This window comes from Sphingobium sp. (assembly GCF_035511395.1).
In the GTDB taxonomy this organism is placed as follows: Bacteria; Pseudomonadota; Alphaproteobacteria; order Sphingomonadales; family Sphingomonadaceae; genus Sphingobium.
Map to the genome: position 1 here is coordinate 1 of NZ_DATKFP010000111.1, position 11,149 is coordinate 11,149.

Here is an 11,149-nt window from a genome sequence, read left to right on the forward strand (position 1 = left end):
ATCCGCAGGCGGTCGGCTGGGCGATGGCGAGCGCTGCCAAGGGTGACACGCGCATCGCGGCGACATGGTGCGGCGAAGGGTCTACGGCGGAGGGCGATTTCCATTCGGCCTGCACTTTCGCCAGCGTCTATCGAGCGCCCGTTATCATGAATGTGGTGAATAATCAGTGGGCTATCAGTAGTTTTTCAGGTTTTGCGGGAGCGGAGGCGACGACCTTCGCGGCGCGTGCCGTGGGCTATGGCATTGCGGGCCTGCGGGTGGATGGCAATGACATCCTCGCCGTCTATGCGGCGACGCGCTGGGCCGCCGACCGGGCGCGGGCCAATGCCGGTCCGACGCTGATCGAACATTTCACTTACCGTGTCGAAGGGCATAGCACGTCCGACGATCCCAGCGCCTATCGCTCGGCCGAAGAAAGCAGCAAATGGCCGCTCGGCGATCCGATTGCGCGGTTGAAGCAGCATTGCATCGGCTTGGGTATCTGGGACGAGGAACGCCACGCGGCGATGGACCAGGAACTGGCTGAAATGGTCCGCGACGCCGCGCGTGCAGCCGAAAAGAACGGCATTCTCGGCCACGGCCTGCACCATCCGATGGAAAGCATGTTCGAGGAAGTGTTCGAGGAGATGCCCTGGCACCTCCGGGAACAGCAGCAGCAGATGTTGGACGAATGGAAGGCAGCCGGCCTGTGAGCGAAGCGATCGAACCCAAAGACGTGAGCGAAGCGATCGAACCAGAAGTCGTGAGCGAGACGCTGACGCAAGCGCGCGACGACGTCGCGCAGATGAACATGATCCAGGCGATCAACAGCGCCATGGACGTGATGATGGAACGCGACCCCAGCGTGGTCGTGATGGGCGAGGATGTCGGCTATTTCGGTGGCGTGTTCCGCGCGACGGCGGGTCTCCAGCAGAAATATGGCAAGAACCGGGTTTTCGACACACCGATCACCGAATGCGGGATCATCGGCGTGGCGGTCGGCATGGGCGCTTACGGTTTGCGGCCCGTGCCGGAGATCCAGTTCGCCGACTATATCTATCCCGCGCTCGACCAGCTGGTGAGTGAGGCGGCGCGGCTGCGATACCGGTCCGCGGGCGAGTTCATCGCGCCGATGACGGTCCGTTCGCCCTTCGGTGGAGGTATCTTCGGCGGCCAGACCCACAGCCAGTCGCCCGAAGGCATCTTCACCCATGTGTCGGGGGTCAAGACGGTGATCCCGTCGACGCCCTATGATGCCAAGGGACTGCTGATCGCCGCGATCGAGGATAATGACCCGACCATCTTCTTCGAGCCGAAGCGCATCTACAATGGCCCGTTCGACGGCCATTATGACACGCCGGCCAAGAGCTGGGCAGGCCATGCCGATGCGCAGGTGCCCACCGGCTATTATCGCATCCCGCTCGGCAAGGCGCGGATCGTGCGGCCGGGCGAGGCGCTGACCATTCTCTGCTACGGCACTATGGTCCATGTCGTGGAAAATACCGTCGCGGCTCTGGGCATCGACGCGGAGATCGTCGACCTGCGCAGTCTGGTGCCGCTCGACATCGACACGATCGAAGCGTCGGTGAAAAAGACCGGCCGTTGCCTGATCGTGCATGAAGCGACGCGGACCAGTGGTTTCGGCGCGGAACTGCTGTCGCTCGTTCAGGAGCGCTGCTTCTATCATCTCGAAGCGCCGATCGAGCGCTGCACCGGGTTCGACACGCCTTACCCGCATAGTCTGGAGTGGGCCTATTTCCCTGGGCCGGTGCGCATCCGCGAAGCCATCAACAAGATTTTGAAGGACTAACGTCATGGCGCTGTTCACATTCAAGCTGCCGGACATCGGCGAAGGCATTGCGCAGGCCGAGATCGTCGGCTGGCACGTCAAGGTCGGAGATCGGGTCGAGGAGGACCAGCCGATCGCCGACATGATGACCGACAAGGCGACGGTCGAGATGGAAAGCCCGGTCACGGGCAAGGTGACGCGCCTCGCCGGCGAACCGGGCGATCAGGTGTCGATCGGTTCGATGCTTGTGGAAATCGAGGTGGAGGGTGATGGGGAGGCTGCATCGGCCACTGCCGCGCCGCCGCCGTCGGAGGCCACGATCGAGGCGGAAGTGCCTGGTGAGGCCGCGATCGCTGAACCCGTTCCGGTTCGCCCTGAGCCAGCCGAAGGGATCGGCCGAAGCGAAGTTGAGATGGCTTCGACTGAGGCTCGGCAGAAGGCTTCGACTTCGCTGGGTCCGAAAGATGGCGAGGTTGCGCCCGCCTTGCCGGCCGAGCCCATGTTGGCGTCTCCTGCCGTCCGCGCGCGGGCGAAGGAACTGGGCATCGACCTTGCGCAGGTGAAGCCGACGGGCGACCGCATCCGTCACGCCGATCTTGACGCCTATCTGCTTTACGGTTCGGGGCAGGGCTATCGTCCGGCCGGCCGCTCCACCAAGCGCGCCGACGAACAGGTCAAGGTTATCGGCATGCGTCGCCGCATCGCCGAGAATATGGCCGCGTCCAAGCGGCATATCCCGCACTTCACCTATGTCGAGGAAATCGACGTCACCGCGCTGGAGGGGCTGCGCGAGCAGTTGAACGCAGGCCGGGGCGATCGGCCCAAGCTCACCATGTTGCCGCTGCTGATCGTCGCGCTGTGCAAGGCGCTGCCCGACTTCCCGATGCTCAACGCCCGCTATGATGACGAGGCTGGGATCGTGACGCGCCATGGATCGGTGCATCTGGGCATGGCGACCCAGACCGATGCCGGGCTGATGGTGCCAGTGATCCGCGACGCGCAGGATCGCAACGTTTGGCAGCTCGCGGACGAGATTCGCCGCCTCGCCGATGCCGCGCGCACCGGAAAGGCGAAGTCGGAGGAACTCAGCGGTTCGACGCTGACCTTGACGTCGCTCGGTCCGCTCGGCGGTATCGCCACCACGCCGGTCATCAATCGGCCCGAAGTGGCGATCATCGGTCCCAATCGCGTGATCGAGCGGCCCGTTTTCCGGAGTAAGGAGATCGTCGCGGCGAAGCTCATGAACCTGTCGATCAGCTGCGACCATCGGGTGGTCGACGGCTGGGATGCGGCCAGTTTCGTTCAGGCCGTCAGGAAACTGCTGGAGGTGCCGGCCTTCCTGTTCGTGGACTGAAGCTGAGCGGGGCAGGCGTCGATGCCCGCCCCGCTTGCCTCATTTCGTCATGACGACGATGGCGCTCAGGCCAGGGTCGGGCGCAAACAGCATTTTCAACACCCGCTTGGTCATGTTCCAGCGGCGCTTGCTCAGCAGCCGCCTGGGATAGGTGCGCCCTGTATAGAAGATGTCGTGCAGATAATGCGGGATCGGCAGGATGCGCGGGTTGGTGAAGCCGACTTCCTCGCCTCGTCGGATGATCAGATGGGGTGGCATGTCGCGTTCGGTCACGCCATAGAGGCGCATCGCCTCGATAGAGGCCGGCGCGGTCGCATGGCCTTCGCCCGGTTCATGGGTAATCAGCACGCCACCCGGCTTGAGCGCCTTATAGGCGGAGGCGATCGCCAGCAGTTCATCTTCGGCATGATGCAGCGAGTCGAAGAAAATCGCCGCATCGAAGCTGCCATCCATGTCGAGCGCTTCGAAATCGCCGCATAGGAAGGACAGGCGATCCGACAGTCCGTGCCGCTCGCAATTCTGCCGGGCCAGATCGATCATGTCCGGCGCGATATCCTGACCCACCACTTCATAGCCGCGCTTGGCGAAGAATATGCTGGTCCAGCCGCCCCCGCATCCCAGATCCAGTATCCGGGCCGGAGGAGGGGGCAGCAGGGTCATGATGAAGCCGATCGACGCCAGAGCTATGCCGCAGGAAGGATCGGAAAAGGGTTTTTCCAGGGAATGTTCGCGCCCGACTTCGCCCAGATTGGCAAGATAGGTCAGTTCGCCGGCTTTGGGCATGGCAAGTCTCCGTATGTGGCGCTTCGTGTACGGAGGCGAGGGAGGGAACTCAAGCAGCCTTCTATCGGATGGTCGCGCGATAGCTGATCCGGCCCGTCTGGCCTGCCGCTGCGGGGGGCAGCGTCCAGCGGACATGGGTGACATCTGACGCGACGGCCCGGCGGGTGCCACCGAGCGGCGTTGGCAGTAAGAACTGATAGAGCCGCCCCCAATGGGCACCGCCGTCCACCGAAATCTGCATGGAAGGATCGTCGAGATCCAGTTCCTGCCCGCGTGGCAGGGCGCGGGTGACGGCGGCGTCGCGGAGCGGTGTGCTTCCATCATTGCGCCAGTTGAGGAGAACGATCAGTTGGTCGCCGGGCTGGAGGCGATTTGCGCTGGCGAGAACGCGGCGAGGGCGGCCATTGAGGTCGGTGGTGGTCCGCTCTACGAACATCTGCGTGTCGAGCCGCAGCGGCTGTTGCGCCGCCACCGATGTAGTTGTGCCAAGGCTGGCGATCGCGCCCAGCCATGCCCCCGTACGTGCCTTCATTGCCTGCCCCGGTTCATATCCCCAGCCACTGGCATAGCCGGGGATGGCGAACAATTGGTTAAGCCGCTGTTTTCCCTATGGCTGACGACAAAAGCTCTGACGAGCATTGTAAATTGACGCCGCCCATCGCCCGGCGCACATCGGGAAGATATTGAGCGGGGGAAGAGAATCAGGCGTGACACCGGCGGAACAGCAGGAAATCAATCGGCGGCGTGACCGCCTGCTGGCGTCGATCGCGCTGACATCGGGGATCGGGCTGATCCTGGCGTTGCCCTTCGCCCTGCGTGCCGGGGCGGAATTCTTCCTGCCGCTGACTGCCGCGCTTGTTGTTGCGATCGCCCTGGTGCCGCTGCTCGAATGGATGGAGCGGCGCGGATTGCCGTCGGGCTTCGCGGCGCTGATCGCGGTCGTGGGGTTCCTGCTGGTCGCCAATACCGCGCTGGTGCTGATCGTCGTGCCGGCGACCGACTGGTTCCGTATCCTGCCCCAGCGGCTGCCCCAGATTCAGGCGAACCTGGCGCCGCTGATCGACTTTTATTCCAACCTCCAGCGCTTCGTCGACGAAACCGTCCAAATGCTGGCCAGCGGCCCGGTCGCGGCGGCGCAGACCGCCGCGGTGGAGGCGCCCCGGTCGCTGCTGCAATTCGCGGCGACATCCGCACCGTCCGCGATCATCCAGATGGTGTTCGCGCTGCTCATCATCTATTTCTTCCTCGCCGGCTGGACCAAGCTGCGCCGCCGCACGATCAATAGTCGTGGCAGTTTCGACGGAGCGATGGCGGTGGCGCGGGTGATCCAGAATGTGGTCGACGCGACATCGGCCTATGTCATCACCATCGCCACCATCAACCTGTGTCTCGGGCTGGCGGTCGCCATCGCGCTATGGGTGATCGGCATGCCGTCGCCGCTCATGTGGGGCGGCATCGTCGCCTTGCTGAACTTCGTTCCCTATTTCGGGCCGATGCTGGCCGCGGTGCTGCTGGCGCTGGGCGGATTGATGGTGTTCGACGACGTCTATGTGGCGCTGTTGCCCGCCGGGCTTCAGGTCGGCTTCCATCTGGTGGAAGCCAACGTCGTTACGCCGCTTCTGCTCGGCCGGCGGCTGACGATGAACCCGTTGCTGATTCTCGTGTCGCTGACATTCTGGGGATGGGTATGGGGAACGCCGGGCGCGCTGCTGGCGGTGCCGCTGCTCATCATCATCCAGACCGTGGTGTCGGCGGCGGGAACCCCGGATATTGCGGGTTTCCTGTTCGAGCAGGGCACGCTGACCGTCTCGCGCCGCAAAGAAAATGACGAGAAAGATGAAACTGATGTTGCGGACGGTTGACAGCATCGGCGGACGCTCATAGACGGCGCTTCCACACCAAACGCGGGTGTAGCTCAGTTGGTTAGAGTGCCGGCCTGTCACGCCGGAGGTCGCGGGTTCGAGCCCCGTCACTCGCGCCACTTCTCTCGGGAAGTGGCAGCAACGCAAGGCATGTAGAAAGTCCATCGTCGCCCCGGTCTTGATCCGGGGCCCGTGGCAAGATCCTTATTCCATAGCGAGATCTCCGGGGCCTTGTATGGCGCCCCGGCGCCGCGCTTACTTCGCGGGCTTCTCCTTCGCCGCGCTCCAGCGCCCGGTTTCCATCCAGACGAGGAACCGCCCGAGGGGCAGGATCCAGACGATGCCAAGGACGACGTAGACAGGCGTCTGCGCCAGCGCGTTCCAGTTCCCGATCATCGGCGGCACGAGGCTGGCGACGGCGATTCCATAGAGCGCCAGCGCGGCCACGAGGGCGAGGATGCCCACGGGAATCCGCCAGGTCGGTGTCTCGCGCAAGCTCAGGCTCCTTCCACCGGCTCGACGTGGTACATCCGCGTCGGCGTGACGACGGCGACGAGCGCGCGGTCGTGGTCTTCGATGGGAAGCTCCTCGGCCAGCTGGCAGTCCCATGCAAGGCCCACGGCGGGCACTTCGGGATGGGCATCGAGCCAGCGATCATAGTGGCCGCCGCCTTGTCCAAGCCGATGCCCGTTCGCGGTGAAGGCCAGCAGCGGCACCACCACGAGGTCGGGCACGACCGCCTCCGCCTCGGCGCCCGGCTGCAGCGCGCGCCAGGGGCCCGGGGTCAGCGCGGTCTCGTCCCAGGGATTGTGCCAGATGCGGAACTCCATCGGCGCATTGCGCGAGGCGAACCAGGGCAGGGCGACGCGGCGCCCGGTCTCGGACAGCCAGCGCGCCCAGCCGAGGGCGGGGGCTTCCGATCCGGCGGGATGATAGACGCCCACGGTCGCGTCCGCCGGGATCATCTCCACCAGCGGCGCGGGCGGGCGGTTGAGCATCAGCGCGCGCAGGCCGGCGGGCAGTCCATCGACATGCTCGGCACGCGCCTGCCGGAAGGCGCGCCGGAGCGCTGCCTTGGAGTCCGTGAAGGAAATGGGGGGTGACGGGTCCACCATGGGTCGTTTCCTAGAAATCCTCTGACGCCTCGACGTCAGGTGGGGACCATGTGCATCGGACCAGGATCCGGGCAGGGACAGCCCCCAATGGATTGCTTATAGCCTCAGGGATGTTCGAACGGCACGTGCCGGGCAGATCCCGTCACGCCCTATCTAGGCGCTCGCGGCCTCGCTCTCAAGGAGGGATGCGAGATTTTCGACATGCGCGGCGATGCGGCCCAGCCTTTCCGCCACTTCCGCAGGGACGGGCGGCGCGGTCGGGGCTTCGGGAGAGGGGGCCGGGCGGTTGCGCAGCTCGTGCAGCTCGTCCGCCAGCATCAGCGCGGCGAACAGCAGCATCCGCGTCTCGGTCTGCCCGGCGACGCCTGCGGCGCCCGCCTTCTCGTCGATCAGCCGGCCGAGCCGGGCGACGTGCGCCTCCTCCCCGTCGGCACTGGCGAGGGTGAAGCTGCGGCCGCCGATGGAAACGGTGACGTTGCCCATCTAGCCACGACCCCGGCTGGCGAGCAGTTCTTCCAGTTCGCCCAGCGAGCGGGCGACGCAGGCCTTGAGATCGTCGTGCCGATGGCGCAGGTCTTCGTCGCGATCCGTGCCGAGATGCCGCGCGGCACTCTCGATCCGCGCCAGCGCATCCTCGATACGGTCGAGAGCCAGCAGGGCTTGAGCCTCGTTCATGGGTTCTCGCTGATCGCATAATGTTCGCGTGGCAAGCACTTGCGCGCGCTTGTTCACAATATTGTCACCTCGCCATGCTCCACCGGTGCAGGACATGCGGCAGGGCGACCGGGACTTGCGGCGTCGCCCGGGGATACCACCGGTCAACCCGCGAAATCCGGCGGTGAACTTGACGGAACGTCGCCTCTCCCTAAAGGGGGTGCCAAGTTACGAATCGTCCCGCAATTCTCGCATACCCGGAGCTTTCCCATGACCCTGTCCCCCGACCGCCTCGCGCCGATGGCCAACGCCATCAGGGCGCTGTCGATGGATGCGGTGCAGGCGGCGAACAGCGGCCACCCCGGGATGCCGATGGGCATGGCCGACGTCGCCACCGTGATCTTCTCGAAGTTCCTGAAGTTCGACCCCGCGCAGCCCAAGTGGGCGGACCGCGACCGCTTCGTGCTGTCGGCGGGCCACGGCTCGATGCTGATCTACTCGCTCCTGCACCTGACCGGCTATGCCAGCCCGACGCTGGACGACATCCGCAACTTCCGCCAGATGGGCTCGGTCTGCGCAGGCCACCCCGAGAACTTCCTGATCGAGGGCGTCGAATGCACCACCGGACCGCTGGGCCAGGGCCTGGCGATGGCGGTCGGCATGGCGATGGCCGAGCGCCACCTCAACGCCACCTTCGGCGACGATCTGGTCGACCACAACACCTGGGTCGTGGCGGGTGACGGCTGCCTCATGGAAGGCATCAACCACGAGGCGATCGGCCTCGCCGGCACGCTGAAGCTCGGCCGCCTGAAGGTCCTGTGGGACAACAACAAGATCACCATCGACGGCGACACCTCGCTGTCGACCTCGGAAGACATTCCCGCGCGCTACCGCGCCTCTGGCTGGGACGTGTTCGACTGCGACGGCCACGACTTCGCCGACATCGAGCGCGCGCTGGCCGAAGCCGCCGCTTCGGACAAGCCCACGCTTGTTTCGTGCCGCACGATCATCGGCAAGGGTTCGCCCAACAAGCAGGGCGGCCATGACGTCCACGGCTCGGCGCTCGGCACCGCGGAAGTCGCCGCAGCGCGCGAATACCTGGGCTGGAGCGCGGCTCCCTTCGAAATCCCGGCCGAAATCCTCGCCGACTGGCGCTCGCTTGGCCAGAAGGGTGCTGCCGCCCACGCGGAGTGGGACGCGCGTCTCGCCGCAAGCGACAAGGGCGCCGAGTTCACCCGCCGCATGGCCGGCGAACTTCCCGAGATGGACGGCATCCGAGCGGCGCTGGCCGAGTGGGTTGCCGGCGATGCCAACGTCGCCACCCGCAAGGCCTCGGAGAACTGGCTGAACGTCCTGGCCCCGGCGATCCCGGAAATGGTCGGCGGCTCGGCCGATCTCACCGGCTCGAACAACACCAAGGCCAAGTGCCAGGCACCGTTCAACCCCGAGGACTACGCGGGCCGCTACGTCTATTACGGCATCCGCGAATTCGGCATGGCCGCCGCGATGAACGGCATGGCGCTGCACGGCGGCGTGATCCCCTACGGCGGCACGTTCCTGATCTTCTCGGACTACTGCCGCAACGCGATCCGCCTGTCCGCCCTGCAGCAGACCCGCGCGATCTACGTGCTGACGCATGACAGCATCGGTCTCGGCGAGGATGGCCCGACCCACCAGCCGGTCGAGCACGTCATGTCGATGCGCCTGATCCCTAACCTCTACGTGTTCCGCCCGGCGGACGCGGTGGAGACGGCGGAGTGCTGGAACCTCGCGCTCGAAGCGCAGGAGACCCCTTCGGTCCTCGCGCTGACCCGTCAGAACCTGCCGCAGCTGCGCACCTCGGGCGACATGCTTTCCGCTCGCGGCGCCTACACGCTGCGCGCCGCCGAGGGTGAGCGCAAGGTCATCCTGATCGCCACCGGCTCGGAAGTCGAACTCGCCGTCAAGGTGCGGGACGAACTCCAGGCCCAGGGCATCGGCGCAGACGTCGTCTCGATGCCGTGCATGGAGCTGTTCGCCGCGCAGGACGAAGCCTATCAGCGCGAGATCCTGCCCAACGATCCCTCGATCCTGCGCGTCTCGATCGAGGCCGGCATCACGCAGGGCTGGGAACGCTACACCGCATTCAGCCGCAACGGCGGCCTGAACATCGGCCTGGACCGTTTCGGCGCGTCGGCCCCGGCCAAGGTCCTGTTCGAGCGCTTCGGCTTCACCGTCGAGGCGATCGTGCCCAAGGTTCTGGAAAAGCTCAGCGTCTAACTAGGAGGAGATTTACATGGCGACGAAGGTTGCGATCAACGGTTTCGGACGTATCGGGCGCAATGTCGCCCGCGCCATTCTCGAGCGTACCGACCATGACCTCGAGCTGGTTTCGATCAACGATCTCGCCAGCGCCAAGGCGAACGCTCTCCTCTTCAAGCGCGACAGCGTCCATGGCGCCTTCTCGGGCACCGTCGAAGTCGACGGCGACGACCTGATCGTCAACGGCAAGCGCATCAAGGTCACTGCCGAGCGCGATCCGGCGAACCTGCCGCACGCCGCCAACGGCATCGACATCGCGCTCGAGTGCACCGGCTTCTTCACCGACAAGGCCTCGGCCTCGAAGCACATCGAAGCCGGCGCCAAGCGCGTGCTGATCTCGGCGCCCGCCAAGAACGTCGACCTGACCGTCGTCTACGGCGTGAACCACGACGCGCTGACCGCCGACCACCTGGTCGTCTCGAACGCCTCGTGCACCACCAACTGCCTGGCGCCTTTCGCCAAGGTCCTGCACGAGAAGATCGGTATCGAGCGTGGCCTGATGACCACGATCCACTCGTACACCAACGACCAGAAGATCCTCGACCAGATCCACTCCGACCCGCGCCGCGCCCGCGCCGCCGCGATGAACATGATCCCGACCAGCACCGGCGCCGCCGTTGCCGTCGGCCTCGTGCTCCCGGACCTCAAGGGCAAGCTCGACGGTTCGTCGATCCGCGTGCCGACCCCGAACGTCTCAGTCGTCGACCTGACCTTCGTGCCGAGCCGCGACACGACGCTGGAAGAAGTGAACGCGCTGCTCAAGGCTGCTGCCGAAGGTGAACTGAAGGGCGTGCTCGGCTACACCGAGGAGCCGCTGGTCTCGATCGACTTCAACCACGACGCGCACTCGTCGACCATCGACAGCCTCGAGACCGCCGTGCTCGAAGGCAAGCTGGTGCGCGTCCTGTCGTGGTACGACAACGAGTGGGGCTTCTCCAACCGCATGGTCGACACGGCCGGCGTGATGGGCGGCCTGCTCTGAGCGAAACCGGGGTGACGGGCCGCCTCATCGGCATCGCGCGGCGGCAACGCCCGCGTGGGGCGATGGAGGAACTGCGGTCCGTCACCGTTACTGCCGCCGCGGGAGTCCAGGGGGACTTTCGCGGCGCGGTGCGTCCGGGCAAGGTGCCGCGCCGGCAGGTCTCCCTCATGGAGGTCGAGAGCTGGCGGGCGGCGATGGCGGACCTGAACGTCTCCGACCTGTTCGGCGAGCGTCCGCCATGGCATTCCCGCCGGGCGAACCTCTTGGTCGAGGGGCTGCGTTTCCCCCGGGAAACGGGCTACGTGGTGGCGATCGGGCAGTCCCTGCGCA

12 protein-coding genes, 1 tRNA gene and 1 pseudogene are annotated in these 11,149 nt (G+C 65.6%); 8 read left to right on the forward strand and 6 right to left on the reverse strand.

The genetic code is table 11. The features are described from left to right. The 3 genes from VMR39_RS07160 to VMR39_RS07170 form a co-directional block, all read left to right on the forward strand. A partial coding sequence (locus VMR39_RS07160) for a thiamine pyrophosphate-dependent dehydrogenase E1 component subunit alpha (protein WP_325415288.1) occupies window positions 1-692 on the forward strand: 692 nt, incomplete at its 5' end. Between the two features lie 92 nt (window positions 693-784). Further along, window positions 785-1,789 carry an alpha-ketoacid dehydrogenase subunit beta gene (locus VMR39_RS07165; protein ID WP_325415299.1) on the forward strand — a complete coding sequence of 335 codons (1,005 nt, stop codon included), beginning with the start codon at window positions 785-787 and terminating at the stop codon, window positions 1,787-1,789. 4 nt (window positions 1,790-1,793) lie between these two features. Next, window positions 1,794-3,122, forward strand: a complete 1,329-nt coding sequence (locus VMR39_RS07170; protein ID WP_325415289.1) for a dihydrolipoamide acetyltransferase family protein — start codon at window positions 1,794-1,796, stop codon at window positions 3,120-3,122. A 39-nt stretch (window positions 3,123-3,161) separates the two neighbouring features. Here VMR39_RS07170 and VMR39_RS07175 read toward each other — a convergent pair whose 3' ends face one another. Beyond that, window positions 3,162-3,905, reverse strand: coding sequence for a class I SAM-dependent methyltransferase (locus VMR39_RS07175; RefSeq protein ID WP_325415290.1), 744 nt, complete (start codon window positions 3,903-3,905; stop codon window positions 3,162-3,164). 61 nt (window positions 3,906-3,966) lie between these two features. After that, window positions 3,967-4,437, reverse strand: a complete 471-nt coding sequence (locus VMR39_RS07180) for a hypothetical protein (RefSeq protein ID WP_414712469.1) — start codon at window positions 4,435-4,437, stop codon at window positions 3,967-3,969. A gap of 175 nt (window positions 4,438-4,612) precedes the next feature. Here VMR39_RS07180 and VMR39_RS07185 point away from each other — a divergent pair, with 175 nt between their 5' ends. Both VMR39_RS07185 and VMR39_RS07190 read left to right on the forward strand, forming a co-directional pair. Beyond that, window positions 4,613-5,767 (forward strand): AI-2E family transporter, encoded by a 1,155-nt coding sequence (locus VMR39_RS07185; protein WP_325415292.1) that lies wholly within the window; start codon window positions 4,613-4,615, stop codon window positions 5,765-5,767. A gap of 42 nt (window positions 5,768-5,809) precedes the next feature. Continuing rightward, window positions 5,810-5,886, forward strand: a tRNA-Asp gene (locus tag VMR39_RS07190). A 136-nt stretch (window positions 5,887-6,022) separates the two neighbouring features. On the opposite strand, the gene VMR39_RS07195 is transcribed toward VMR39_RS07190, so the two are convergent. The 4 genes from VMR39_RS07195 to VMR39_RS07210 all read right to left on the reverse strand — a co-directional run bounded on the left by VMR39_RS07195 (window position 6,023) and on the right by VMR39_RS07210 (window position 7,557). Beyond that, complete coding sequence (locus VMR39_RS07195; protein ID WP_325415293.1) at window positions 6,023-6,262, reverse strand: DUF2842 domain-containing protein; 240 nt, start codon at window positions 6,260-6,262, stop codon at window positions 6,023-6,025. 2 nt (window positions 6,263-6,264) lie between these two features. Next, complete coding sequence (locus VMR39_RS07200) at window positions 6,265-6,882, reverse strand: 5-formyltetrahydrofolate cyclo-ligase (RefSeq protein ID WP_325415294.1); 618 nt, start codon at window positions 6,880-6,882, stop codon at window positions 6,265-6,267. A 153-nt stretch (window positions 6,883-7,035) separates the two neighbouring features. After that, on the reverse strand, window positions 7,036-7,365 hold the full coding sequence (locus VMR39_RS07205; RefSeq protein ID WP_325415295.1) for a cell division protein ZapA: 330 nt from the start codon (window positions 7,363-7,365) through the stop codon (window positions 7,036-7,038). Continuing rightward, window positions 7,366-7,557 carry a hypothetical protein gene (locus VMR39_RS07210; protein WP_325415296.1) on the reverse strand — a complete coding sequence of 64 codons (192 nt, stop codon included), beginning with the start codon at window positions 7,555-7,557 and terminating at the stop codon, window positions 7,366-7,368. It abuts the gene before it with no gap. Between the two features lie 249 nt (window positions 7,558-7,806). On the opposite strand from VMR39_RS07210, the gene tkt reads away from it, so the two are divergent. The 3 genes and pseudogenes from tkt to VMR39_RS07225 all read left to right on the forward strand — a co-directional run. Next, a complete protein-coding gene (gene tkt, locus VMR39_RS07215) occupies window positions 7,807-9,795 on the forward strand; it encodes a transketolase (RefSeq protein WP_325415297.1) in 1,989 nt (662 codons plus the stop codon). A 16-nt stretch (window positions 9,796-9,811) separates the two neighbouring features. After that, the gene (gap, locus tag VMR39_RS07220; RefSeq protein ID WP_325415298.1) at window positions 9,812-10,819 is read left to right on the forward strand and encodes a type I glyceraldehyde-3-phosphate dehydrogenase; all 1,008 of its coding nucleotides are present in this window, start codon (window positions 9,812-9,814) and stop codon (window positions 10,817-10,819) included. 11 nt (window positions 10,820-10,830) lie between these two features. Further along, window positions 10,831-11,149 (forward strand): annotated as a pseudogene (locus tag VMR39_RS07225) (MOSC domain-containing protein); the annotation flags it as partial.

Coding starts and splice junctions, on each gene's coding strand:
- VMR39_RS07175 (WP_325415290.1), bottom strand. CDS start 3,905: ATGCCCAAAGCCGGCGAACTGACCTATCTTGCCAATCTGGGCGAAGTC.
- VMR39_RS07180 (WP_414712469.1), bottom strand. CDS start 4,437: ATGAAGGCACGTACGGGGGCATGGCTGGGCGCGATCGCCAGCCTTGGC.
- tkt (WP_325415297.1), top strand. CDS start 7,807: ATGACCCTGTCCCCCGACCGCCTCGCGCCGATGGCCAACGCCATCAGG.
- VMR39_RS07165 (WP_325415299.1), top strand. CDS start 785: ATGAACATGATCCAGGCGATCAACAGCGCCATGGACGTGATGATGGAA.
- VMR39_RS07210 (WP_325415296.1), bottom strand. CDS start 7,557: ATGAACGAGGCTCAAGCCCTGCTGGCTCTCGACCGTATCGAGGATGCG.
- gap (WP_325415298.1), top strand. CDS start 9,812: ATGGCGACGAAGGTTGCGATCAACGGTTTCGGACGTATCGGGCGCAAT.
- VMR39_RS07205 (WP_325415295.1), bottom strand. CDS start 7,365: ATGGGCAACGTCACCGTTTCCATCGGCGGCCGCAGCTTCACCCTCGCC.
- VMR39_RS07200 (WP_325415294.1), bottom strand. CDS start 6,882: ATGGTGGACCCGTCACCCCCCATTTCCTTCACGGACTCCAAGGCAGCG.
- VMR39_RS07170 (WP_325415289.1), top strand. CDS start 1,794: ATGGCGCTGTTCACATTCAAGCTGCCGGACATCGGCGAAGGCATTGCG.